25 protein-coding genes and 1 pseudogene are annotated in these 24038 nt (G+C 71.2%); 15 read left to right on the forward strand and 11 right to left on the reverse strand.

What is annotated here, in order from left to right; genetic code table 11:
- Positions 1-2 precede the first annotated feature (2 nt).
- Both AC1MEY_RS03380 and AC1MEY_RS03385 read right to left on the reverse strand, forming a co-directional pair.
- The gene (locus AC1MEY_RS03380) at positions 3-1565 is read right to left on the reverse strand and encodes an FAD-dependent oxidoreductase (RefSeq protein WP_480229319.1); all 1563 of its coding nucleotides are present in this window, start codon (positions 1563-1565) and stop codon (positions 3-5) included.
- Positions 1562-2359: a carotenoid biosynthesis protein gene (locus AC1MEY_RS03385; protein WP_480229320.1), complete on the reverse strand. Its 798-nt coding sequence runs from the start codon at positions 2357-2359 to the stop codon at positions 1562-1564. Before AC1MEY_RS03385 ends, AC1MEY_RS03380 begins: the two co-directional genes overlap by 4 nt.
- Before the next feature lie 235 nt (positions 2360-2594).
- Between AC1MEY_RS03385 and AC1MEY_RS03390 the strand changes: the two are divergent.
- Together AC1MEY_RS03390 and AC1MEY_RS03395 are read left to right on the forward strand one after the other, a co-directional pair.
- Positions 2595-3167: pseudogene (locus tag AC1MEY_RS03390) on the forward strand (glycosyltransferase family 2 protein); the annotation flags it as partial.
- 416 nt (positions 3168-3583) lie between these two features.
- Positions 3584-5143 (forward strand): phytoene desaturase family protein, encoded by a 1560-nt coding sequence (locus tag AC1MEY_RS03395; RefSeq protein ID WP_480229321.1) that lies wholly within the window; start codon positions 3584-3586, stop codon positions 5141-5143.
- On the opposite strand, the gene AC1MEY_RS03400 is transcribed toward AC1MEY_RS03395, so the two are convergent.
- Positions 5037-5738: a CDP-alcohol phosphatidyltransferase family protein gene (locus tag AC1MEY_RS03400; protein ID WP_480229322.1), complete on the reverse strand. Its 702-nt coding sequence runs from the start codon at positions 5736-5738 to the stop codon at positions 5037-5039. The two genes, AC1MEY_RS03395 and AC1MEY_RS03400, sit on opposite strands and share 107 nt — an antisense overlap.
- A gap of 45 nt (positions 5739-5783) precedes the next feature.
- Between AC1MEY_RS03400 and AC1MEY_RS03405 the strand changes: the two genes are divergently transcribed.
- The 4 genes from AC1MEY_RS03405 (at position 5784) to AC1MEY_RS03420 (ending at position 9192) form a co-directional block, all read left to right on the forward strand.
- A complete protein-coding gene (locus AC1MEY_RS03405) occupies positions 5784-6593 on the forward strand; it encodes a YhjD/YihY/BrkB family envelope integrity protein (protein WP_480229323.1) in 810 nt (269 codons plus the stop codon).
- An 85-nt stretch (positions 6594-6678) separates the two neighbouring features.
- Positions 6679-7527 (forward strand): SDR family oxidoreductase, encoded by an 849-nt coding sequence (locus tag AC1MEY_RS03410; RefSeq protein WP_480231283.1) that lies wholly within the window; start codon positions 6679-6681, stop codon positions 7525-7527.
- Positions 7524-8306: a bestrophin-like domain gene (locus tag AC1MEY_RS03415; RefSeq protein ID WP_480229324.1), complete on the forward strand. Its 783-nt coding sequence runs from the start codon at positions 7524-7526 to the stop codon at positions 8304-8306. The genes AC1MEY_RS03410 and AC1MEY_RS03415 overlap by 4 nt, the downstream gene beginning before the upstream one ends.
- Positions 8307-8316: 10 nt before the next feature.
- Positions 8317-9192 carry a DMT family transporter gene (locus tag AC1MEY_RS03420; RefSeq protein WP_480229325.1) on the forward strand — a complete coding sequence of 292 codons (876 nt, stop codon included), beginning with the start codon at positions 8317-8319 and terminating at the stop codon, positions 9190-9192.
- A gap of 104 nt (positions 9193-9296) precedes the next feature.
- Here the strand turns inward: AC1MEY_RS03420 and AC1MEY_RS03425 are convergent, their stop codons facing one another.
- Both AC1MEY_RS03425 and AC1MEY_RS03430 read right to left on the reverse strand, forming a co-directional pair.
- Positions 9297-9431, reverse strand: a complete 135-nt coding sequence (locus AC1MEY_RS03425; RefSeq protein WP_480229326.1) for a hypothetical protein — start codon at positions 9429-9431, stop codon at positions 9297-9299.
- A 228-nt stretch (positions 9432-9659) separates the two neighbouring features.
- The gene (locus tag AC1MEY_RS03430; RefSeq protein WP_480229327.1) at positions 9660-10460 is read right to left on the reverse strand and encodes an SDR family NAD(P)-dependent oxidoreductase; all 801 of its coding nucleotides are present in this window, start codon (positions 10458-10460) and stop codon (positions 9660-9662) included.
- A gap of 83 nt (positions 10461-10543) precedes the next feature.
- Here AC1MEY_RS03430 and AC1MEY_RS03435 point away from each other — a divergent pair, with 83 nt between their 5' ends.
- Entirely contained in the window at positions 10544-11431 is an 888-nt protein-coding gene (locus tag AC1MEY_RS03435; RefSeq protein ID WP_480229328.1) for a CE1 family esterase, read from the forward strand.
- A 67-nt stretch (positions 11432-11498) separates the two neighbouring features.
- On the opposite strand, the gene AC1MEY_RS03440 is transcribed toward AC1MEY_RS03435, so the two are convergent.
- Both AC1MEY_RS03440 and AC1MEY_RS03445 read right to left on the reverse strand, forming a co-directional pair.
- A complete protein-coding gene (locus tag AC1MEY_RS03440) occupies positions 11499-12140 on the reverse strand; it encodes a hypothetical protein (protein WP_480229329.1) in 642 nt (213 codons plus the stop codon).
- 78 nt (positions 12141-12218) lie between these two features.
- Positions 12219-13793, reverse strand: coding sequence for a PTS transporter subunit EIIC (locus AC1MEY_RS03445; protein WP_480229330.1), 1575 nt, complete (start codon positions 13791-13793; stop codon positions 12219-12221).
- Between the two features lie 132 nt (positions 13794-13925).
- On the opposite strand from AC1MEY_RS03445, the gene AC1MEY_RS03450 reads away from it, so the two are divergent.
- The 4 genes from AC1MEY_RS03450 to AC1MEY_RS03465 are packed head-to-tail and all read left to right on the forward strand — an operon-like array spanning position 13926 to position 17434.
- The gene (locus AC1MEY_RS03450; RefSeq protein WP_480229331.1) at positions 13926-14396 is read left to right on the forward strand and encodes a PTS sugar transporter subunit IIA; all 471 of its coding nucleotides are present in this window, start codon (positions 13926-13928) and stop codon (positions 14394-14396) included.
- On the forward strand, positions 14396-15181 hold the full coding sequence (gene nagB / locus AC1MEY_RS03455; RefSeq protein WP_480229332.1) for a glucosamine-6-phosphate deaminase: 786 nt from the start codon (positions 14396-14398) through the stop codon (positions 15179-15181). Before AC1MEY_RS03450 ends, nagB begins: the two co-directional genes overlap by 1 nt.
- The gene (gene nagA, locus AC1MEY_RS03460; protein ID WP_480229333.1) at positions 15182-16312 is read left to right on the forward strand and encodes an N-acetylglucosamine-6-phosphate deacetylase; all 1131 of its coding nucleotides are present in this window, start codon (positions 15182-15184) and stop codon (positions 16310-16312) included. It begins immediately after the preceding gene.
- 33 nt (positions 16313-16345) lie between these two features.
- Positions 16346-17434 (forward strand): DmpA family aminopeptidase, encoded by a 1089-nt coding sequence (locus AC1MEY_RS03465; protein WP_480229334.1) that lies wholly within the window; start codon positions 16346-16348, stop codon positions 17432-17434.
- A 5-nt stretch (positions 17435-17439) separates the two neighbouring features.
- Here AC1MEY_RS03465 and AC1MEY_RS03470 read toward each other — a convergent pair whose 3' ends face one another.
- The 3 genes from AC1MEY_RS03470 to AC1MEY_RS03480 are packed head-to-tail and all read right to left on the reverse strand — an operon-like array spanning position 17440 to position 19211.
- On the reverse strand, positions 17440-17739 hold the full coding sequence (locus tag AC1MEY_RS03470) for a thiamine-binding protein (RefSeq protein WP_480229335.1): 300 nt from the start codon (positions 17737-17739) through the stop codon (positions 17440-17442).
- Between the two features lie 26 nt (positions 17740-17765).
- Positions 17766-18596, reverse strand: coding sequence for an SDR family oxidoreductase (locus AC1MEY_RS03475; protein ID WP_480229336.1), 831 nt, complete (start codon positions 18594-18596; stop codon positions 17766-17768).
- A gap of 54 nt (positions 18597-18650) precedes the next feature.
- Complete coding sequence (locus tag AC1MEY_RS03480; RefSeq protein WP_480229337.1) at positions 18651-19211, reverse strand: TetR/AcrR family transcriptional regulator; 561 nt, start codon at positions 19209-19211, stop codon at positions 18651-18653.
- Between the two features lie 101 nt (positions 19212-19312).
- Here AC1MEY_RS03480 and AC1MEY_RS03485 point away from each other — a divergent pair, with 101 nt between their 5' ends.
- Positions 19313-20575 carry an NADH:flavin oxidoreductase/NADH oxidase family protein gene (locus AC1MEY_RS03485; protein ID WP_480229338.1) on the forward strand — a complete coding sequence of 421 codons (1263 nt, stop codon included), beginning with the start codon at positions 19313-19315 and terminating at the stop codon, positions 20573-20575.
- Between the two features lie 7 nt (positions 20576-20582).
- On the opposite strand, the gene AC1MEY_RS03490 is transcribed toward AC1MEY_RS03485, so the two are convergent.
- Positions 20583-20771 carry a hypothetical protein gene (locus AC1MEY_RS03490; protein WP_480229339.1) on the reverse strand — a complete coding sequence of 63 codons (189 nt, stop codon included), beginning with the start codon at positions 20769-20771 and terminating at the stop codon, positions 20583-20585.
- A gap of 52 nt (positions 20772-20823) precedes the next feature.
- Here AC1MEY_RS03490 and AC1MEY_RS03495 point away from each other — a divergent pair, with 52 nt between their 5' ends.
- The 3 genes from AC1MEY_RS03495 to AC1MEY_RS03505 all read left to right on the forward strand — a co-directional run bounded on the left by AC1MEY_RS03495 (position 20824) and on the right by AC1MEY_RS03505 (position 24017).
- Positions 20824-21249, forward strand: a complete 426-nt coding sequence (locus AC1MEY_RS03495) for a hypothetical protein (protein ID WP_480229340.1) — start codon at positions 20824-20826, stop codon at positions 21247-21249.
- Positions 21250-21393: 144 nt separating this feature from the next.
- Positions 21394-22332: a glycosyltransferase family 4 protein gene (locus AC1MEY_RS03500; protein WP_480229341.1), complete on the forward strand. Its 939-nt coding sequence runs from the start codon at positions 21394-21396 to the stop codon at positions 22330-22332.
- Positions 22329-24017 (forward strand): glycoside hydrolase family 13 protein, encoded by a 1689-nt coding sequence (locus tag AC1MEY_RS03505; RefSeq protein WP_480229342.1) that lies wholly within the window; start codon positions 22329-22331, stop codon positions 24015-24017. The genes AC1MEY_RS03500 and AC1MEY_RS03505 overlap by 4 nt, the downstream gene beginning before the upstream one ends.
- The last annotated feature ends 21 nt before the right edge of the window (positions 24018-24038 follow it).

Consider the following 24038-nt stretch of genomic DNA (forward strand, 5'->3'; position numbering starts at 1 on the left):
ACCTAGCGGGAGTTGGCCCGTCCCCGCCGGGGAATCGGCGGCACGCCGGCGAGCAGACCGCGCTGCGGGACGCCCATGATCGGCTCCGCGGCCGCGCCGAGTTCGGCGAGCACGTCATTGGCTGCGAGCACGCCCGACATCGACGATCGCTCCATCAGGCCTGCGAGATAGGGCAATTCGACGTAGTCACCGGCCACCCGCAGGCCGCGGGCGTCGGTGCGGACGCCGGGCCGCGTGCCCGACGAACCGGGCGGGAACGCCGGGGCGGTCGCCTCCAGTCGGTCGGCGACGTGCAGCACGGTGGCGTCGGCGGTCTCGGGCCACAACTCGGCGAGTTCACGGCGCATGGCCTCGGTGGCCTGGTCCTTGTCGGGGAGCCGGCACGAGTAGGAGTGCAGTTCGATCACCGACCCGCCGGTGGTCCGCGCCCACTCCGCGCTGGGCTGCTCGAGCCGCGAGTAGATCGCGATCGAGTCGAGGTTGGGCTGTCCGCTGACCGCGCTGAACGGTGCGCGCTCCGGCGCGACGTCGCGATCGAACCAGTACCTGCTCACCGCGAACGGCGGTGCCACGCGCAGTGATTCGCAGCTCGCGGCCAACTGGGGTGCGGACGCGGCCAGTGCCGGGGAGTTCGCCATCAGACTGCGCAGCGCTCCGGGATCCAGCGCGACGACGACGTCGCGGGCGGTGACGTCACCACCGTCGGTGGTGATGCGCCAGCCGTGGCCGTCGGGTGACACGTCGGACACCCGAGCGCCGAGGCGGACGTCGGCGCCGAGCGCGTCGAGGTGACGCTGCAACGGATTCCACACGGCGGTTGCGTGGTCGGTGGACGGCACGTCGAAGCCGATGCCCTCGGGATTGCCGAGGAAGTAGTAGTGGAACATCGCCACCAGTTCGGCCGCGGACAGTTCACCCTGGTTGCAGAAGAACGACCGCGCGAACGCCTCGAACAGCATGGTGCGGGTGCGCTGCGACATCCCGAGGTCGTCGAGAAACGTTGCGGCGTCGACGTGGTCGAGCTGGGCGACCGTCGTCTTGCGGTCGTAGGCCAGCAGCGCTTGTCCAGCGTCGGGGTTGGCGTTGACGAAGTCGGCACGGCCCAGGCTCTTGGACCGCAACGCCAGCGCGAGCAGGTTCAGCGGCGGTGCGGCGGGCAGACCGGACAGGTCCTCGGGCGGCCAGGTCGTCGAGATGACGGGGTAGCTCGCCACCGGCTCGAGGAACGACAGCTCCGGATCGGCGCGGCGCAGGATGGCCCGCCACGTGTAGTAGTGCCGGAAGAACGCGTGGAAGCCGTGCTCGATGAGCTGCTCGGAACCGTCGGGCAGCCGCTCGGGCCACGCGCCGAGCCGACCGCCGAGGTAGTCGTTGGCCTCGAGCAGCGTCACGTGCACGCCGCGTTCGGCGAGGATCACCGCGGCGCTGACCCCGGCGATGCCGCCACCGACGACGACGGCCTCCGCGCCCGGCGCGACGTCACGGGGCAGCAGCGGATCGGGGGTGACGAGTTGGCGGGGGCGCATCCGGAACGGTGCGGCCCGGCTGAGGAGTGAGTCGCTCACGGGCGGTCCACGGAGGGATCGCGGTGGCGGCGGCGTAGAAGAGTGATGGCAAACGGTATCGCGACCGCCCCCATCAGGATTCCGCCGGTCACTGCCGACCCCGGCAGCCCGAAGAAGACCAGGTGCGCCATCACCGAGGAGAAGTACACCCACAGGTACAGCGTCGCGGCGGGCGCCGACGGCCCGTCCTCGCGGGGAAGCGCGGCGTGCAGGATCGCCATCATCACCAGCGACACCAGCAGCCAGCCGGCGTAGTTCGTCAGCGGGATGCCGGGGATGAGCGGAAGGCCCGGGGACGGGTGGAACCACGTCCAGTGACCTGCCGCCACCATCTGCGGGTCGAGGAAGACGTCCCACGCAGTCAGCGCCACCGCGGCCAGCACGACGACCGTCAGTCGCCGCGTGGCGAGCGTGCGGGCGACCACCAGCGCCGGCCACGCCATCATCACCCAGGCCAGTGGCACCACGAACGGCACGCCGAGCACCTCGGCGCCCAACGAGCCGGTGTAGGCGTACTGGCCGAAGGGCCACCCCGTCGCCACGCCGACCGACTCGGCGATCAGCCCGCCGCCACCCGCGACGGCCACCAGGAGCACCGCGCCCAGCACGCCGTGCACGCGCAGGATGTCGGCGACGGCGGCGAGGAAGAAGACGATCACGCTGCCGACGGTGATCTCGGTGCGCAGCCCCTCGGGCATCAGCGGGTAGGCGATCTGCACGGCGATGGCCGCCGCGACGAGCAGCCACGCGGGCTGGATGGTGCGGATCGACACGACTGGGACCGCCAACGCCACGCACACACCTCCACTGTCCAAGAGCCGGATGACCGTCGGTCTGCACCGGTGGCTCGTGGCATCCGGGGTGGGGGCTCCGTAGAGTTTGCAGGTGCCCGCACCGCGCTTCGCCGAAACCTCGCGCGCGTTCGTCGTCACCGGTTCCGCGCTCGCCTGCCTCGGCGCCGCACATCAACTGGCCAACTCGAGGCTACTGCGGCGCCCGCCCAGCGACCCGTCCGACGTCGGCGCGTCGGTGTCGCTGCTGGTCCCGGCCCGCGACGAGGCGCACCGCATCGCCCCGACGATCCGGTCGCTGCTCGCCCAGCGTGGACTGGCCGACGCGGAGGTCCTGGTCCTCGACGACGGGTCCACCGACGGCACCGCCGACGTCGTGCGCGAGGCGGCGGCCGGTGACCCACGGCTGCGGGTGCTGGTGGGCACCGACCCGCCGCCCGGAACGCTCGGCAAGCCGCACGCGTGCGCCCAGCTGGCCGCCGCCGCCCGCGGGGAGGTGCTGGTGTTCGTCGACGCCGACGTGGTCCTGGCGCCGCACGCCGTCGCCGCCGCGATCGCGGTGCTCCGCGGCCCCCGTCCACTGGACCTGGTCAGCCCGTGGCCGCGGCAGGTCGCGACCGGGCTCTCGGGCCGGCTGGTCCAGCCGCTGCTGGCGTGGTCGTGGATGACCACGCTGCCGCTGCGGATCGCCGAGCGGAGTACGCGCCCGTCGATGGCGGTGGCCAACGGGCAGTTCCTGGTGATGGACGCCCACGCGCTCGCCCGTGCCGGCGGCTGGGAGTCGGTGGCCGGGGAGGTGCTCGACGACATCTCGCTGGCCCGTGCGATCCGCGCGTCGGGTGGCCGGACGGGTGTCGCCGACGGTTCGGGCATCGCCACCTGCCGGATGTACAGCAGCGGCGCGGAGCTGCGCGACGGTTACCGCAAGTCGCTGTGGGCGGCCTTCGGGTCGCCGGTCGGGGCCGTCGCCGTGGGAGCGGTGCTCGCCGTGGTCTACGTGCTGCCCGCGGCCGCCGCTCTGACCGGTTCCCGCATAGGCGCGCTCGGCTACGCCGCGGCCGTCGCCGGCCGGATGTCCGCGGCCCGGTGGTCCGGGCTGCCCGGCGGGCGCACCCCCGTCGGCGACGCCGCCGCGCATCCGCTGTCGGTGCTCGTCCTGCTGGGGTTGCTCGCGTCGTCGTGGCGCGGCCGGGTCAACCGCTCCCTGCACTGGAAGGGCCGCGCGCTGTGAGCCACGCGATCGTCATCGGCGCGGGCCTGGGCGGGCTCGCCACCGCGGCCCGCCTCGCCGCGGCCGGCCACCGGGTCACCGTCTTCGAGAGCGCATCCACCGTCGGCGGAAAGCTCGGCGTCCTCGAACGCGACGGCTTCAGCTTCGACACCGGACCGTCGCTGCTGACCCTGCCCGACGTCCTCGAGCAGTTGTTCGCCGACACCGGCGGGGCCGTCGACCTGTCGATCACCCCCGTCGACCCCGCCTGCGAGTACGTCTTCGCCGACGACACGAGGATGGTGCTGCCGCACGATCCCGCGCGGGTGCCTGCCGTACTCGACGACGCGCTCGGCGGCGGTGCCGGTGCGGCGTGGCAGCGTCTCCACGACCGGTCGCGACGGCTGTGGGACCTGGTCGCCGAGCCCATCCTGCGCAACCCGGTCTCGCTGGCGGGCATGGCGCGCATGAGTACCCGGCCCGCCGACCTGCGCGTCGTGGCGCCGTGGCAGACCCTCGACCGGCTCGGCCGGAAGATGCTGTCCGACCCGCGGCTGCGGACGTGGCTCAACCGGTACGCCACCTACTCCGGGTCCGATCCGCGCCGCACGCCCGCCGTGCTCTCGGTGACGTCGTTCGTGGAGTTGGAGTTCGGCGCCTGGTACGTCCCGGGTGGGATGCGCCGCATCGTCGAGGCCGTCGCCGCCAGGTGCCGCGAACTCGGCGTCGAGATCCACGTCGACGCGCCGGTCGAGGCGGTGCTGACCTCCGGCGGTCGGGCCTGCGGCGTACGGGTCGACGGGCGGCGCATCGACGCCGACGTCGTGGTGAGCAACGCCGACGCCGCGGTCCTCTACGACCGGCTGCTGCCGGCGGGCAGCGCGGGAGCCGTACAGCGCCGGGCGCGGCGGACACCACGGTCGATGGCCGGTTTCGTCCTGCTCCTCGGCCTGGACGGACGTCGCCCGGGCGTGGCACACCGGGTGTACTTCCCGAACGACTACGACGCCGAGTTCGATGCGATATTCGGCCGCACACCGATGCCCGTCGCGGATCCCACCGTCTACGTGAACGCCCCCGACGACCCGACGCTGCGTCCCGACGACGACTCGGAGGGCTGGTTCGTGATGGTCAACGCGCCCGCCCACGACCCCAGCAACGGCGTCGACTGGGACGAGCCGGGGCTGCGCGAGCGGTACACGCAGCACGTGCTCGACGTGCTCGCCGCCCGCGGGCTCGACGTCCGCGACCGCATCCGATTCGTCGAGACCGTCACTCCGGCCGATCTGGAACGCCGCGCGGGGGCGCCCGGCGGCGCCATCTACGGAACCGCTTCGCACGGACCGCGGGCGGCACTGCTGCGGCCGGGCAACCGCAGTCCGCTGCCGGGCCTCTACCTCGTCGGTGGATCCGCCCACCCCGGTGGCGGCATCCCGCTGGTCCTGATGTCCGCCGAGATCGTCGCCGGTCTCATCGGTCCGGCGGGAACTCGCTCCGGGGGAACTCCGTCGGCATCGACCGCCGCACCCCGACGATCAGCTGCGCCAACCCGACGATCCCGATGGCGGTCCAGGTGATCGCGAACGTGACGCCCCAGCCCCATCCGGCCACCGGCAGCCCGGCGGGGAACGCCGCGGCGCCCCCTGCTGCCATGATGACCACGATCAGCCGCGTCGGGCGTTCGGCCACCGTCACCGCGCCCACCCCGGGCATGCCGACACCCTGTGCGCGGGCACGGACGTACTCGAGGAGCCACATCAGCGTCAGCGCGGCGAGCACCCACGGCAGCGGGGCTCCGAGTTCCCACAGGATCGCTGCCAGCAGCAGGTCGCCGAGACGGTCGGCCACGGCGTCGACCACCGAACCCAGTGGCCGCGCCCGGCCAGTACGGAGCGCCACCGCGCCGTCCAGGCCGTCCAGCACGCCGGCCACCAGGATCAGCGGCGCGGCGAGTGCGGGCCAGCCCGGTCCCGCCACGGCGGCCCACGCGCCCACCAGGACCAGCACACCGCACGCCGACAGCACGTCGGGCGGGATCCGGGCCACCGGTCCCGACGACAGCACCCGGACCATCCGCAGCCAGCCGCGGACGACGCGGGACGGCCGCACCCCGCCGTGCAGCGACGACCACGCGTCGTCCTCCGCGTCGCGACCCGGACCCTGCGTCGTCATCAGGCCAGCCTGCCAGGGCGGCCGCGGCGGCTCCAGAGCGCGCCGGTGAGCCGCACACGACGGCTCGCCTCGGAGCTGCAGAAGACCTTCCCCGGCAGCGACCTCGCGCTGTGGGCTGCGGGCGCAACGTACTTCGGCGTCATCGGGCTGGTGCCCCTGGCGCTGGTGTCGCTGTGGGCGGCCGGCGCCCTCGTCGGGCACGACACCGTGATGGCCGCGCTCGACGCGGCGATCCAGGGACTGCCCGCCGGCCACGGCACCCCCGAAGCGCTGCGCACCCTCTTCACCGTCGCGCTGTCGATGTCGTGGGTGCAGGCGCTCGTCGTGCTGTTCCCCGCGAGCCTCTACGGCGAGGGCCTGCGGCGGGCTTTCGTGCAGATGTCCGCGGGCACCGACACCCTCACCGGCTGGCGTGGTCGCGCCGGCCTGCTCGGGGTGGCGGCGGTCGCCCCGTTCCTGGTGCTGGCGGTGTTGGCCTCCGCGCCCTACGTGGGCCCGCTCTACGCCGGTCAGGGCTGGTCGCTGGTGTGGGGCGTCGTCGTCGGCTTCCACGTGGTGTGGATCGCGGTGTCGCTCGCGCTGCTGGGCGTCTTCGGTCTGATCGCGCCCGGACGGATCGGCCGGAAGGCCTTGCTGTGGGGTTCATTCGGCACCGGTGCCATCCTGGCCGGCTTCCTGCAGGGGTTCCTGGTCTTCCTCGCGATCCCGATCGAGTGGTCGGCGCCGTTCGGTGGCCTGCCCATCGTGGGTGCCGTGTCGGCGCTCGCGCTGTGGCTCTTCCTCATCCACATCCTGGTGCTGTGCGGCTACCGGGTGACCGTGGTCCTCGACCATCACGGGCGTAGCGACGGCTGAGCCCGGGGGATACATTGACCCGGACGGCCGCCCCTGTGCCGACCGACCCGAGGTGGCTGCCGTGATCGCGAACGTCAAGAGGTCAATGCGGCTGGCGGGGATGCGGCCCCTGCCCCGGCTGCCCGCCCGGACGCACGTGGACCTGAGCGGCAAACGCATCCTGCTGACCGGGGGCTCGTCGGGGATCGGCGCGGTGGCCGCGGAGAAACTGGCGGCCCAGGGCGCGTCGCTGATCCTGGTGGCCCGCCGGGCCGACCTGCTCGCCGAGGTGGTCGAGAGGATCACCGCCGCCGGGGGCACTGCGACGGCCGTGCCGGCCGATCTCACCGATCTGGACCGGATCGACGACCTCGTCGAGGCGGTGGGTCCGGTGGACGTGCTCATCAACAACGCCGCGAGGTCCATCCGCAGGCCGCTGCTGGACTCGCTGGACCGGTGGCACGACGTCGAGCGCGTCATGCAACTCAACTACTTCGCGCCGCTGCGTCTGATCCGGGGCATGGCGCCCGGGATGATCGAGCGCGGCGACGGACACATCGTGAACGTCGCGACCTGGCGGGTACTGCCGGAGTCGTCCCCGATGTTCGCCGCCTACAACGCATCCAAGGCCGCCCTGAGCGCCGTCAGCCGCGTCATCGACACCGAGTGGGGCGGCGCGGGCGTGCACTCGACGACCGTGTACTACCCGTTGGTGGCGACGCCGATGATCGCGCCCACCCGGGCCTACGACGGCGTGCCCGCACTGGGCGTCGACGAGGCCGCCGACTGGATGGTCACCGCCGTGCGCACCCGGCCCATCCGGATCGCACCGCGCAAGGCGCTGGCGCTGCGCGCACTCGACGTCGTCGCCCCGCGCGCGCTCAACGCCGTCCTCGAACGGGAGACCGCACGCATGAACGCCCGTGCCGCGACTGCCTCGGCGGTGTCCCGGTGAGCCGGTGGCTGGTGACCGCCATCCCGGCGTGGGTGCTGCTGATCGGCCTGGTGGTGGTCGTCGCCGGCGGGGCCGTCCTGATGCAGACCGTCGTCCGGCGCCGCCTGCCCGGGCTGGCCACGGGCGACCACAACGACGTCACCAAGTTCACCTACGGGTTCATCGGCTTCATCTACGCGTTCTTCATCGGGTTCGTCGTGTCCTCGATGTGGAGCCAGGTCAACTCCGCCGACGCCAACGCCCGCGCCGAGGGGGCCATCGGGGTCCAGATGACAAGGGCGGCGGACGTATTCGACGTTCCCGACAGCGAGCGCATCCGCGCGGGCCTGCTCGCCTACGAGTCGGCCGCCGTCGCCGAATGGCCGACCGCCGGCACCCCGTCACCGGACGCCGAGGCCGCGCTGGCCACCCTGTACGGGACCTACCGGCAGGTGCGGCCGTCGACCGACGTGCAGAAGGCCGTCCTCGCGACGTCGATGTCGAACCTCGACCAGATCAGTCAGGCACGCACCGTCCGGGTGCTGACGGCCCGCGAGGACACCGGGCCGCCATGGCCGATCTGGGCGGTCATCTTCCTGACGAGCGCCATGGTCCTGGGCACGGTGGTGATCTACGGCGTCGAGCGGGCCGCCCAGCACTATTCGATGGTGGCGATCGTCGGCGTGATCGTCGCGACCAACCTCTTCCTGATTCTCGCGCTGGCCCACCCATACGTCGGCGCGGTGGCGACGTCGTCGGACCCGCTGAGCGAGGTGGTCTCGGTGCTGTCGCGTGGATGAGCCGGGAACGGTGCCCCTATCGTCCGGTCACCGTCCCGAGAACCTGCCGCTGGCAGCGCTTCTGACCACCGCGGCATTCTTCTGCGTGGCACTGGTCGGCACACTGGCGAAGGTCTCGGGCCAGTACACCTCGACCGGCGTCCTGCTGCTGTTCCAGAACGCGATCTGCCTGCTGGTCATCACGCCGGTCGCGGTACGCGACGGGTGGTCGTCGCTGCGGACCGCCCGGATCGGGATGCACGTCCTGCGCGCCGCGACGGGCACGGCCTGCTGGTACGCACTGTTCTTCGCCATCACTCAGATCCCCCTGGCCAATGCCACCCTGCTGACCTACAGCGCACCGCTCTGGATGCCGTTGATCGCGTGGGTGGTCACCCGGCAGCGGGTGCCGACGCCGACGTGGGTGGGCGCGCTGATCGGCTTCGTCGGCGTGGTGTTCGTGCTGCAGCCCCAGGGACACTCCTTCGAGGTGGGCGAGCTGGTCGCCCTGTCCGGCGCGCTGTTCCTCGCCGTCGCGATGATGTCGGTGCGCTGGCTCGGGGCCACCGAGCCCACCCTGCGCATCCTCTTCTACTACTTCCTGCTGTCGACGGTGATGTCGGTGCCCATCGCGGTCCTCGACTGGCAGCCGATCGCGGGCGGGGGATACGTCTGGCTCGTCGGTCTCGGGGTGGCGCAGATGCTCTCGCAGGCGCTGATCGTGGTGGCGTACCGCTACGCGTCGGCGGAGAAGGTGGGCCCGTTCATCTACTCGGTCATCGTCTTCACCGCGCTCATCGACTGGCTCGTGTGGGATCACGCGCCCACCCTCGGCACCTACGTCGGCATGGCCCTCGTCATCGGCGGCGGGCTGGTGGCGATGCGCGCCCGGCGAGCCGCCGTGTGACACCCGCTACGGGCTAGAGCTGATGGTCGAGCGGGGAACCGGCTGTGGTCGGTCCTCCGACAGGCCGATGCACGCGCCGCTGTCGCGACCGGTGCAGCGACGACTCAGGTGTCGGTGGGTGCTGCGGTGGCGTCCTGCCGCGGCAGCGCGCTGAATGCTCCGACCGCGATGCGGACCGCGGTCATGAGCGCCACGTCCCTGGCGCTCGCGTCGTGTTCGACGTTCAGGTACTCGCTCATGAATTGACTCCCGGGGGGATGGCGACACGGCCACCTTATCCCGAATCGTTGCCAAAACGCATCCCAAACGTCGAATAAAGATGAGACGGCGATGGAAACAGCTCTTCAGAACCCTGTCGCACCTCTAACCGGATTACTCCGGAGTGCCTCGCACACTTTGCCAAAACTGCACATGCCCGTCGATTTCGGACAGAGCGCGAGGTGGGACGGCACCGATCGTCGGCAGCGCTATTGCTCGCCGAGGCCCATCATGTCCGTCACTCCGTGGTCGCGGCCGGCGGTGTACCCGCCGTCGACGGCGATCGCCTGTCCGCTGACGAAGCTGGCGTCGGCCGACAGCAGGAACGCCGCCACGGCCGCGACCTCCTCCGCGCGACCGAACCGCCGCAGTGCGTGTTCGTGACGGAGCCCCTCGCGGGCGTCGCCCATGCCGGGGATGCCGACGACGGACTCGAACAGCGGCGTCTCGATGAACCCGGGGCAGATGGTGTTGGCGCGGATCCCGCTCGGGCCGTAGTCGATCGCCGTGTTCTTCGCGAGCAGGACGACGCCACCCTTGGCGGCGTTGTACGAACTGCCGCCGGCCGTCCCCTCGAGGCCCTCCACGCTCGAGAGGGTGACGATGGCACCCCGCTCGCCCGCCACTCGGTCCTGAGTGGTCATCTGCTGGAGCGCAGCGCGTGTCACGACGAACGTGCCCGTCAGGTTCACGCGCACCACCCGGTCCCACTCGTCGTCGGGCAGCAGGTGGATCGGGCCGCCGCCCGCCACGCCCGCCGAGTGCACCACCCCGTCGAGTCGGCCGACCGCGTCGACGACCGCCGCCACCGCGGCGCCCATCGCGTCGCCGTCGAGCACGTCGGCGCTGCGGTAGGCGAACCGGTCACCGTCGAGTCCCGCCGGCGCGTCGGAGGCCAGGTCGACGCCGACCACGGTGGCGCCCTCGGCGAGCAGGCGCTGCGCGGTGGCCCGTCCGATGCCCGAGGCCACGCCGGTGACCAGAACTCCCTTGCCGTCCAGACCGTTCACGCGGGCCCCCTCCTCGAGTCGCTCAGGACGCTACCGGCCGAAACACGGGGTGCGGTCGCGATCCGGCCCCTAGTGTCGGGTCGATGGTGCGCCCAGACGTCAGACGACTGCTAGCCCGAGCGACGGCGGCGATCGTCCTCGGCACGGGCGTGGGGCTCGGTGGGGCGACCGCGTCGGCCAATCCGATCGGAATCGTGCCGGGCGGGCTCGACGTCGGTGGACTCCAACGCACCTACCTACTGCACGTCCCGACCGCGAACCCCGCAGGGCTGGTGATCAACCTGCACGGCGCGGGGATGACGGGCGGCGACCAGGCCAGGGCGACGAACTACGACGCCGTGGGCGGTCAGCACGGATTCGCGGTCGTGCATCCCGACGGCGTCGACTTCAGCTGGGCGGACGGGCGGGGCGCCTCCATCCCGGACCGCCAAGGCGTCGACGACGTCGGCTTCCTCGTCGCGCTCGCCGAGAAGATCACCCGCGACTACGGCATCGACCCCGGCCGGGTGTTCGCGACGGGCATGTCGGCGGGCGGCTTCATGGCGACGCGTCTCGGGTGCGAGCGCGCCGACGTCTTCTCGGCGATCGCCCCCGTCGGCGGCACGCTGGGCAGCGGAGTCCCGTGCGCGCCGTCACGACCGGTGTCGGTGTTGGAGGTGCACGGGACCGCGGATCCGGTGGTGCCGTTCACCGGTGGCACGATGGTGGGCCGCGGCGGCGTCAGCGACGTCGTCGCCGCCCGTGGACTCGCCGAGCGGTGGCGCACGATCGACCGATGCCCGGCCGATCTCGTCCCGGACAACACTGACGTGGCCGGCCCTGGCGTGCAACGGGTCACGGCATTCGGCTGTGCCGACGGCACCGAGGTGTCCTTCGTCCAGATCGACGGCGGGGGACACGTCTGGCCGACGGGATACCCGTTCGACGCCGCTCAGGCGTCGGCACTGTTCTTCGCCACGCACGGTCGCTGACGCCCCGAACGCACGACGACAGGCCAGGGAAGCCCTGGCCTGCCGTCGTGGATGGATCAGCGTGTGGTCAGCCTGCGTTCGCGCAGCCCACGTTGGCGATGCAGAAGCTCGCGCCGCCGGGGCCCGCCTCGGCGTTGGCGCCGGGGACGGTGGCCTGCGCGCCGCCGCCGTCAGCGCCTGCGCTGGCACCCGGGACGGCAGCGGAGGCGCCGCCACGGTCGGCTTCGACGTTCGCGCCGGGGACGTTGGCCTGCGCACCGTCGGGTCCGGCGGCCACGCCGGCTCCCGGGACCACTGCGGAGGCGCCGCCACCGTCGGCCTCGGCGTTCGCGCCGGGGACGTTGGCCTGCGCACCGTCGGGATTGGCGGTCGCGCCCGCGCCGGGCACCGTCGCAGCGGCACCCTCGGGACCGGCCACCGCACCGGCGCCGGGCACCGTCGCCTGCGCACCCTCGGGACCTGCTGCGGCGCCCGCACCCGGGACCACGGCACCCGCCCCGCCCGGTCCGGCCTCGGCGCCGACACCGGGAGCCGACGCGCCCGCACCCTCGGGTCCAGCCGTCGCACACGCGGGGCCACTGCCCTCGACGCAGGCCGGCGGGGCCGGCTCGGCCAGGGCCATCGGCACGCCGAGCGGGGAGATCGCCAGCGCGGCCGCCGACACACCTGCAATGACAAATCGCTTGGAGAAATCGCCGTTGAAGATCATGGCAGGGGGTTACCACCCCGTTACACGACCAAAACCTTCGCGCGGCCGAAACTGCGCGCCCGCTGTGTGTGATCTGGCCTACAGGATGTCGGTGATGTCGTTCTTCAAGGCCTCGGCCTGAGTACCGAACACGGCCTGCACGCTGTTGCCCACCTCGACGACCCCGGCGGCACCGAGGCGCTTCAGCTCCGCCTGGTCCACCTTGTCCTTGTCGGCGACCTCCATGCGCAGCCGCGTGATGCAGGCGTCGACGTTGACCAGGTTCTCCCGCCCGCCGAACGCGGCGATCAGCTGCTCGGCCTTGCTGGCGACGGCGACCGATCCGGCGGGCGTGGCACCGTCGCCGTCGGGCGCGACAGCGGTTGCGGACTCGGTGCCCTCGCCGAGGTTGGCCTGCTCCTCGGCGACGAACTCTTCCTCGGGCTCGCGTCCCGGCGTCCGCATGTTCCACCTCGTGATCGCGAAGCGGAACAGCAGGTAGTAGACGACGAAGAACACGACGCCCATCCCGATCAGCAGGGGGATGTTCTTGGCGGCGGGCGCCGTGCCATAGAGAAGTAGGTCGATCAGGCCCGCCGAGAACGAGAACCCGAGGTGGATGTCGAGCAGGTAGGCGATCGACATGGACAGCCCGGTCAGGACCGCGTGGACCACGTAGAGCGGGAAGGCCACGAACATGAACGCGAACTCGAGCGGTTCGGTGATGCCGGTCAGGAACGCCGTGAGCGCCGCCGCCGACAGGATGCCCACGGCCACCTTGCGCTGCTTCTTGTTGGCGACGTGGATCATCGCCAGCGCGGCGGCGGGCAAACCGAACATGAGGATCGGATAGAAGCCCGACGTCAGCAGTCCGGCCGAGGGGTCGCCCGCAGCGAACCGGGTGAGTTCACCGGTGACGACGTTGCCGTCCGGGGTCTGGTAGTCGCCGTAGATGAACCACACGTAGGAGTTCGGGATGTGGTGCAGGCCCAGCGGGATCAGCATGCGGTTGGCGAAGCCGTACACGAACGCGCCGAGTGCGCCCGCGCCACCGATGAACTGGCCGAGGCCGGTCAGACCCGCATCGAAGATCGGATAGAAGTAGCTCATCGCGAACGCGAGGAACAGACACGACAGCGACACGACGATCGGCACGAACCGTCTACCGCCGAAGAAGCCGAGATACGAGGGCAATTCGATGGTGTGATACCGGTCGTAGAGCCAGGCGGTGAGCAGGCCGACGACGATGCCGGCGAACACGCTGTAGTTGATCTGCGCCTGGTCGCCGGCCTTGTCCACCTCGCCGGCCAGCACGATCGGCGACATGGTCTTGAACACCGCCTCGACCACCAGGTAGCCGACGACCGCGGACAGCGCCGTCGACCCGTCGGCCTTGCGGGCGAACCCGATTGCGACGCCCACGGCGAACAGCAGGGGCAGGTTCGCGAAGAGCGCGTCACCAGCGGCGCTCATGGCCTTGAAGAAGGGCCCGATCACGGGCGATTCGATGCGACCCAGCAGGTCGGGCTGTCCGAGCCGGAGCAGGATGCCCGCGGCGGGCAGCACGGCGATGGGCAGCATGAGGCTCTTGCCCAGCCGCTGCAACTGGGCGAAACCGGGGATGCGAACTCCCGACTTCTTCTGTGCCTGCGGGGGTTTCACGGTGTCGCCCATGTCCTCGGACCCTCCTTCGCCGCAGCCGTCGGCAGCCGCCGAACTCTGCGGAAGCTTAGACGAGAACCCACGAACCCGGACCGACTTGGCGGCGCACTCGTATGGTTGAGGCACCCGACGAAGGAGCCCCGAGTGAGCATCACGCCAGTCCTCTCCCCGATCGCGGGGCGTGCGGTCGCACTGCAGGACGTGCCCGATCCCGTCTTCAGTCAGGGCATGGTGGGGTACGGCGCGGCGGTCGATCCGCCCCACGAGGTGGTGGAGGCCGTCGCCCCCGTCTCGGGCACGCTGCTCAAGCTGATGCCGCACGCGTTCGTGATCCTGACCCCGGACAACGTGGGCGTCCTGGTGCACCTCGGTCTCGACACCGTCGCACTCGAGGGCGAGGGGTTCACCACCCACGTCACGCAGGGTGACGCCGTCGAGGCCGGGCAGCCGATCATCACCTACGACGTCCCGGCGATCGTCGCGAAGGGACTCAACCCGATCGTCCCCGTGGTGGTCATGGACGAACGGGAGGCCGACAACGTGGTCGCCGCCGAGGTGGTCCTCGAGGGTGCCGACGTCGCCTCCGGCGCAACGCTGTTCACGGCCGCCAAGTAGTGGAGGTCGTCGTCCTGCCCGACGCCGGGCGGATCGGTGAGGTGGCCGCCGACGCGATCGGCGCGCTGCTGACCCGCACGCCCGACGCCGTACTCGGCCTGGCCACCGGGTCGTCGCCGCTGGCGATCTACGACGAGCTGGCGGCCCGGTGCCGCGCGGGAGAACTGTCGTTCGCCCGCGCCCGCGGATTCACCCTCGACGAGTACGTCGGCCTGCCCGCCGACCATCCCGAGCGGTACCGCACCGTCATCGACGCCGTCTTCGTCGCCAAGGTGGACTTCGCGCCGGGGGCCGTCCAGAGCCCGGACGGGCTGGCCGCCGACATCCCCGCGGCGTGCGCCGCCTACGAGGACGCGATCGACCGAGCCGGCGGCGTCGACCTGCAGATCCTCGGGATCGGCACCGACGGGCACATCGCGTTCAACGAACCCGGCTCGTCGCTGGCGTCGCGGACCCGGATCAAGACACTGACGCGGCAGACCCGGATGGACAACGCCCGCTTCTTCGGCGACGACGTCGACGCGGTGCCCACCCACTGCCTCACCCAGGGTTTGGCGACCATCATGGCGGCGCGCCACGTCGTCCTCGTCGCCACCGGGCGCAGCAAGGCAGAGGCCGTGCACCAGCTCGTCGAGGGACCGGTCAGCGCCATGTGGCCCGCCACGATTCTGCAGCACCACCCACACGTCACGGTGCTGCTCGACGACGCTGCGGCCCGGCGGCTCCAGCTCGTCGACTACTACCGGGAGACCTACCTCTCCAAGCCCGAGTGGCAGGGCATCTGAGTGCTGCTCGCGGCAGGCACCGTCGTCACGGGCGCAGAGGTGTTGCGGCCCGGCTGGATCGAGGTGCGCGACGGCACGGTCCAGGCGGTCGGCGGGGGAGCGCCGCCCCGGCCCGCGGATCGTGACCTGGGTACGGCGACGGTGGTGCCCGGCTTCGTCGACACCCACGTCCACGGCGGTGCTGGCGGGAACTTCTCGGCCGCGTCGGAGGCGGAGACGGCGTCGGCGGTCGCGCTGCACCGCGCACACGGGACCACCTCGATCGTCGCCTCGCTCGTCACCGCCGCACCCGACGAGTTGCTGCGCCAGGTCGCCCACCTGGCCCGCGCCGACGGGATCGACGGCGTCCACCTCGAGGGTCCCTGGCTGTCGACGCTGCGCTGCGGAGCCCACCAGCCGGCCCTGATGCGCGACCCCGACCGCGACGAGATCGACCGCATCCTCGACGCCGCCGGCGGTGCGGTCCGGATGGTGACGATCGCGCCCGAGCGCGACGGCGCGCGCCCCGCCATCGGCCGGCTCGTCGACGCGGGAGTGGTTGTCGCCGTGGGCCACACCGAGGCGACCTACGCCCAGACGCGGGACGCCATCGAGGCCGGCGCCACCGTCGGGACGCACCTGTTCAACGCGATGCGGCCGATCGACCGGCGCGAGCCGGGTCCGGTGGTGGCCCTGCTCGAGGACCCGCGGGTCACCGTCGAGCTGATCACCGACGGCGTCCACGTCGATCCGGCGATCTACCGGCACGTCACCCGCAGCGCGGGACCGGATCGCGTCTCGTTGATCACCGACGCGATGGCCGCGACGGGGATGTCGGACGGGGTGTACCACCTCGGGCCCCTGGCCGTCGACGTCGTCGCCGGCGTCGCCCGGGTGTCGGGAACCGACACGATCGCCGGGAGCACCGCGACCATGGACCGGGTGTTCCGGTTCGCCGTCGAGCACTGCGGCCTGCCGCGGGACGACGCCCTGCTGCTGGCCGCCCGCCAGGCGTCGGTCAACCCGGCTCGCGCCCTTGGCCTTCCGCAGGCCACGCTGGACTCCGGGGCCCGTGCGGACCTGGTGGTCCTGGACGACGACCTCACCGTGACCGGCGTGCTGCGCCGCGGCGAGTGGGTGGTCGTGCCGTGACGTTCGTGCACCACCAGTGACCGGAGGAATGACATGCGCGCTCGAGATCTGGGCATCGTCGTCGGGCAGCACCCGACCGGCCCGCACAATGCCATCACCGACGTGGACGGCGTGCGCGTCGGACACGTCACGCTGCACCGCGACGGTCCGCCCGCGGTGCACACCGGGGTCACGGTCGTCGTCCCGCACGCCGACATCTGGAGCGAACCGGTCTTCGCCGGCGCCCACCGCCTCAACGGCAGTGGCGAACTCACCGGTCTGGAGTGGATCCGCGAGTCGGGTGAACTGACCACCGCGATCGGACTGACCAACACCCACAGCGTGGGTGTCGTCCGGGATGCGCTGGTGGACGCCCAGATCCGCGCCCGCGGGGACGGCGTCTACTGGTCGCTACCCGTCGTCGGCGAGACCTACGACGGGCTGCTCAACGACATCAACGGCCACCACGTGACGGCCGACCACGTGCAGGACGCGTTGGCCGCCGCCACCGGGGGGCCGGTGGCGGAGGGCGGCGTTGGCGGCGGCACCGGCATGATCTGCCACGAGTTCAAGGGCGGGATCGGCACGTCGTCGCGGGTGGCCGAGACCGCGGCCGGCCGCTACACCGTCGGGGTGCTGGTGCAGGCCAATCACGGCCGCCGCGAACACCTTCGGATAAACGGCAGACCGGTGGGAGAGATGATCGGCCCCGATCGGGTGCCGCTGCCCGGCGTTCCCGCGCGCTACGAGCGGGGTTCGGGTTCGATCATCGTGATCGTCGCCACCGACGCGCCGCTGCTACCGCACCAGTGCACCCGCCTGGCCCAGCGCGCCGCCCTCGGGGTGGCCAACGTGGGCGGCAGGGGAGAGCAGTACAGCGGCGACCTGATGCTCGCGTTCTCGACGGGCAACCGCGGAATCCCGGCCTACGCCTGGGACGAGGACCCGGATGCCGGAAGGCCCGAGATTCCGCTGCGCATGGTGGCGCCGCAACTGATGACCCGGCTCTTCGACCTGACGATCGAGGCCACCGAGGAGGCCATCGTCAACGCGATGGTCGCCGCCGCGACGATCACCGGCCGCAACGGGATGACCGTGCACGCGGTGCCGCACGACCTACTGCGGCAGGCGTTCTCGAACTGACCGCACTACCCGCCGAGTGCGTCCTCGACCCGCTGCACCTTGGCGCTGAGTTGCCCGGTGTAGCCGGCGCGGATGTCGGCCTTGAGCACCAGGCCCACCCGCGGTGAGACCGCCGCGACGGCGTCGACGGCCTGCTTGACGACGGCCATCACCTCGTCCCACTCGCCCTCGATGTTGGTGAACATCGCGTTGGTCTCGTTGGGGAGGCCCGAGGCGCGCACGATGCGCACCGCCTCGGCGACGGCCCGGTGGACTCCACCGTCGTCGTCGGCACTGGACGGGGTGAGGCTGAAGGCGACGATCACGCCGTCCAGCGTGGCATACGCGGTGGCTACGCGGAGCGTGACGTGGTCGCCGCGGCGAGGACGGCGTCGTTGACGGCGGTCGGCGTCAGGCCCACGACGAGCTTCTGCACGCGGCTCGTGGTGTCGAGCAGGTAGCGGCGCTTCGGACGCCTCGACGACAACGCGTGCTCGACGGCGTCGACCACCTTCTTCGGGTCGGCGGCCAGCTTCTGCATCCTGCCGAGGAGCTTGCGCGACCCCGCGAGGTGGGCGGCGTAGAGGTCCCGGTGCGTGGGGTCGAGCCCGTCCACCATGCGGTCGTGCTCGGTCAGGATGTCGCCCCACATGTCGGTGCGGATGGGCCCGGGCTCGATGAGCGACACGCGGATCTTCCACGGTCGCAGTTCCATTCGCAGGGCGTCCGCCAGCGACTCGACGGCGTACTTCGACGCGCAGTAGGCGCCCGTGCCGGGGGTGGTGATCAACCCGCTGACCGAGGAGATGAACAGCACCCGGCCGCGCGCGGCGCGGATCAGCGGCAGGACGGCCTGCGTCACCGCGATCTGCGCGGTCACGTTGACCTCGAACTGGCGCGACAGATCGTCGAGGTGCAATCCCTCGACCGGTCCGTTGACGATGATGCCCGCGTTGTTGACTACGCCATCGAGCGTCGCGGGGAGGTGGCCGGGGAGCGCGGCGACGGCGGCGCGGTCGGTGACGTCGAGGGGTACGGCGTGCACGTGCGGCAGCCGGTCGAGGGTCGCGAGCGTGTCCTCGGAACGTGCGGCGGCGTACACCTCGAAGCCGTGGCTGCTGAGGTGTTCGGTGATCGCGAGGCCGATGCCTCGTCCTGCGCCGGTGACCAGTACGGAGGGCATGCGTTCCTTCTTTCGCCGTGGTGCGCGTGGTAAACCGATTGGTGTACGTGGACGCTACACCGCCGGGGGCCGGTTCGCGGCGATCAGCTCCTCGAGGTGGTGGGCCACCTGGGTGAGGGGAGCGGTCGAGTGGGCGGCGCGGCACAGGATCACCGATCCCTCGAGCGCGGCGACGACCGTCGTCGCCAGCGATTGCGCCACGTCCTGGGCGATCCCGTCGCGCGCCAGTCGTTCCGCGATCAGCCGGCCCCAGTCGGCGAACACGTCGGCGGCCGCCACCCGCGCGTCCGGGGACTCGTCGCCGCTGCACGCAGCGGCGGTGATGGGGCAGCCGCCCTCGAAGTCGCTGCCGATCAGCACGTCGCTCCACATGTGGGCGAAGGCGGCGACGGGGTTCGGCTCGTCGACGTACTCCCGCACCGTCGTGGTCATCTCCTCGCCTGCGGACCGTGTTGCCGCGGCGACCAACTCGGCCTTGCCGCCGGGGAAGTTCAGGTAGATCGATCGACGGGTCACGCCGCTGGTGTCGAGGATCTGGGCGATGCCGGTCCCGGCCACCCCGTGGCGCTGCATCAGGGCGGCGGTGGCAGTGGTCAGTCGTTCCCGTACGCGCATGTTTGCAATATACCAATCGGTTTACTACGGTGGCCGGGACCGCTATACCAGTCGGTATACCGAGACGCCCGCCACCGGCGTCCGCACGTTCGAAAGGCGACATGACCACCCCAGCCCAGCACACATCCCTGCACGAGCCGCTGACACTGCCCTGCGGGCAGGTGCTGCCCAACCGGATCATGAAGGCCGCGCTCAGCGAGGCGCTGGGGAACTCGGCCCACGCTCCCGACCACCGGCTGGAACGCCTCTACTCGACGTGGAGCGACGGCGGCTACGGCCTGGTGGTCACCGGCAACGTCATGGTGGACCGCACCCAGCTGGGCGAACCCGGGAACGTCGTCATCGAGGACGAGCGCGACCTCGACGCGCTGTCCCGCTGGGCGAAGGCCACCAAGGACGGCGGCGTGCCGATCTGGGTGCAGCTGAATCATCCGGGGCGGCAGTCGAACCCGCTGGCGCTGGGGCACCGGCCGGTGGCGCCGAGCGCGATCCCGCTCACCCTGCCGGGCTCGCCGACACCCCGTGAACTGACGTCGGCGGAGATCGAGGACGTCATCGAGCGCTTCGCGACGGCCGCGGCGGTGTGCGAGACGGCAGGCTTCGACGGCGTCCAGATCCACGGTGCCCACGGGTATCTGGTGGCGCAGTTCCTCTCGCCCCTGTCCAATCAACGGGACGACGAATGGGGCGGCGACCCCGAGCGCCGGATGCGCTTCCTGCTCGAGGTGGTGCGCCGCGTCAGGGCTCGCGTCTCGCCGGGCTTCGCCGTGGGCCTGAAGCTGAACTCGGCGGACTTCCAGCGCGGCGGTTTCACGGAGGACGAGTCCCGCGGCGTGCTCGCCGCCCTCGCCGGAGAAGGACTCGACCTCATCGAGGTCAGCGGCGGGAGCTACGAGACACCCGCGATGATGGGTGCCGCCGCGGACAGCACCAAGGCGCGCGAGGCGTACTTCCTGGAGTACGCCCACACGGTGCGCGCCGTCGTCGGCGACGTCCCGATCGCGGTGACCGGCGGCTTCCGGTCCCGCGCCGCGATGGCGGAGGCGGTGGCCGCAGGCGAGTGCGACGTCATCGGACTGGGCCGACCGACCGTGACCACCACCGACGCCGCCGACGCCATCCTGACCGGACGATCCGACCAGCTGACGGTGCACCGGGTCCGGGCGGGACTGCGCGGCGTCCTCGGCAAGTTCGTGGATCTCAAGTCGCTCGACGGGATCCTCGAACTGAGCTGGCACACCGACCAGTTGCACCGCGTGGGCGCCGGCCTCGAACCGGACCTGGACCGCGGCAGGATCGCCACCACCGTGGCGATGGTGCGCCGCAACGGCACCACGTCGTTCGGCCGCAAGCGCGGGCTGTGACGACGCCCTAGCGGTCGACGTAGGCGAGCAGGCGGGGATCGTCCGAGGTGAACCGGTCGACCTCCTCGGCGCCGTCGCAGCGCAGCAGGGCGATCGTCACGCCGTGACGGGTCCGTGCGACCACCTGCCAGGTGGCGCCCGCGTCCTCCCATCGAACGAGTTCCGCGACGCGATCGCGGTCACCGACGTCGGCCACGGGTCCAGGATTGCACACCCGCGAGGACCGTCGCCTGCCGTAGGCTGCCGCGGTGGACCTGAGTTCGCGCGTGGCGGTCGGCGCGGTGTTCGTGTGGCTGGGAATGGTCCTGGCCATCTCGTTCCTGGAGGCGCCGTTGAAGTTCCGAGCGCCGGGGGTGACGACGCAGCTCGGTCTCGGGATCGGACGGCTGGTGTTCCGCGCGCTGAACTTCTGCGAACTGGTGCTCGCGGTCGTGATCGCCGCGACGCTGTTCACCCATGACACCTCCACGGGGATCAGCGTGTCGATCACCGCGGCCGTGGCGGCGCTGCTGATCCAGACGGTGCTCATTCGGCCGATGCTCGCCAAGCGGACGGCGTCGGTGCTGGCGGGTGAGGAGCGGGCCCGCTCGATTGCGCACCTCGCGTACGTCGGGTTCGAGGTGGCGAAGGTGGCGGCGCTGATCACCGCGGGGATCATGTTGCTGGGGACGTAGGCCGGGCACACCGGGTCCCCCGCGTACGCTGACCCCATCCCCTCCACCGGCCCGACCCGCGACCCGCTCCGCGTCGCCGTACTGTCTCCGATCGCCTGGCGGACGCCGCCGCGTCACTACGGGCCATGGGAACAGTTCGCGTCATTGCTGACCGAGGGTCTGGTGGCGGCGGGCCATCACGTCACGTTGTTCGCCACCGCGGATTCGGTCACGACGGCCGAACTTCGGTCGACGTCGCCGTGCGGGTGGTCCGAGGATCCGTCGATCGACGCCAAGGTGGCCGAATGCCTGCACGTCGCCTCGGTGTTCGAGCGGGCCGCGGACTTCGACGTGATCCACAACGGCTTCGACTTCCTGCCTCTGACGTACGGCGATCTGGTCACGACGCCGGTGGTCACCACCATTCACGGCTTCTCCTCGGAGCGCATCGTGCCCGTCTACGAACGATACGACGCCACCACGGCCTACGTGTCGATCAGCGACGCCGACCGTCATCCAAAGCTGCACTACGCCGCGACGATTCACCACGGCATCGACCTCGACGGCTTCGCCGTGCACCCCAGCCCCGGTGAGCACCTGCTGTACTTCGGCCGGATACACCCCGACAAGGGCACCGCCGACGCCATCGAGGTCGCACGACGATGCGGTCGTCGCCTCGACATCGCGGGGATAATCCAGGACGAGGATTACTTCCACGCCGAGGTCGAACCGCACGTCGATGGCGAGCGGGTGCGCTACCTCGGTTCCGTCGATGCCGCGCACCGCGCCGAGGTGCTGGGCGGGGCGCGGGCACTGCTCCACCTGATCGACTTCGAGGAACCCTTCGGCTACAGCGTCGTCGAGGCGATGGCCTGTGGGACACCCGTGATCGCCTTCCCGCGAGGGTCGATGCCCGAACTCGTCACCGACCAGGTCACCGGCTTCCTGGTGGACGACGTCGACGGGGCGGTGTCGGCGGTCGACGCCGCCGCCGGCCTCGACCGCCGCGCGATCGCCGACCATGCGGCGAGCCGCTTCGCCGTCGGTACGATGGTGGATCGCTATGTCTCCGTGTACCGCAACGTGATAGAGGGGCGACCGTGAACGACGCATGGTGGAAGACGGCCGTCGTCTACCAGATCTATCCCCGCAGCTTCGCGGACTCCGACGGCGACGGCATCGGCGACCTCGGCGGCATCATTGCCCGGCTGGACCACCTGAGCGCCCTTGGTGTCGACGTGATCTGGCTGTCGCCGGTCTATCCCTCGCCGCAGGTCGACAACGGTTACGACATCAGCGATTACCGCGACGTCGACCCGATGTTCGGCACGCTGGCCCAGCTCGACGACCTGCTCGCCGAGGTGCACCGGCGGGGCATGAAGCTGGTGATGGACCTGGTGGTCAACCACACCTCCGACGAACATCCCTGGTTCGTCGAGTCGCGGTCGTCCCGCGAGTCACCCAAGCGGGACTGGTACCTCTGGCGCGACGCGAGGGACGGCGCGGAGCCCAACAACTGGGCGTCGATGTTCTCGGGGTCGGCGTGGACCTGGGACGAGGCGACCGGCCAGTACTACCTGCATCTGTTCGACCCCAAGCAGCCCGACCTGAACTGGGAGAACCCCGAGGTCCGGAACGCGGTGCACGACACCATGTCCTGGTGGCTCGACCGCGGCGTCGACGGCTTCCGCATGGACGTCGTCAACTTCATCTCCAAGCGCGACGGGCTGCCCGACGCCACACCGGTGCCCGGCAAGCGGTTCGTGGGCGCATTGGAGCAGTTCGCCGACGGGCCACGCGTCCACGAGTACCTCGCCGAGATGACCGCGACGGTCTTCGGCGGGCGCGACGGCGACTTCGTCACGGTGGGCGAGATGCCCGGCGTCACCACCGAACAGGCCCGCCTCTACACCGATCCCGCGCGCGCCGAGTTGAACATGGTGTTCCAGTTCGAGCACATGTCGGTCGACCAGGACCCGGCGGACAAGTACGTCGACGCGGGCCTGGACCTGGTGGTGCTCAAGCGATCGCTGCACCGGTGGCAGGCCGCCCTGGCCGACGTCGGGTGGAACAGCCTCTACTGGAACAACCACGACCAGCCGCGCGTCGTGTCCCGGTTCGGCGACGACGATCCGGAGTTCTGGGCCGCGTCGGCGATGGCGCTGGGCACCGTGCTGCACGGCATGCGGGGGACGCCGTTCGTCTACCAGGGCGAGGAACTGGGAATGACGAACTATCCGTTCGGCTCCGAACAGGACTTCGCCGACCTCGAGGCGCGCAACTTCTACCGCACCGTCACCGACGACGGCGGCGACACCGCGGCCGCGCTGACCGGTCTCGCGCGATTCGGCCGCGACAACGCGCGCACGCCCATGCAGTGGGACGCGGGACCCGCCGCCGGCTTCAGCACCGGTGACCCGTGGTTGCCGGTGAACCCCAACCACGTCTGGCTGAACGCCGCGGCGCAGGTCCGTGCACCGGACTCGGTGTTCGCCCACTACCGGTCGCTGATCGCCCTGCGGCACGAGGTGCCCGTGCTGGCGGACGGCGACTTCACGCCGCTGCTTCAGGACGACCCCCACGTATGGGCCTACGTCCGCGCCACCGATGACGAGGCGCTGCTGGTGATCGTCAACTGCGGGCGCCGACCGCGGTCGGTGGACGTCGGCACGGAGTGGCTCGGGGCCCGGCTGGTGCTGGGCAATCTGGCGGGCACGCCCGACGTGCTCGACTCGCCGGCGCTGGACCTCGCGGCGTGGGACGCGCGGATGTTCCTTCGCAGCCGCTGAGCCCAAGGTAGGCAAACCTAC

The sequence above is a fragment of the Mycobacterium sp. PTI7 genome (genome assembly GCF_056679845.1).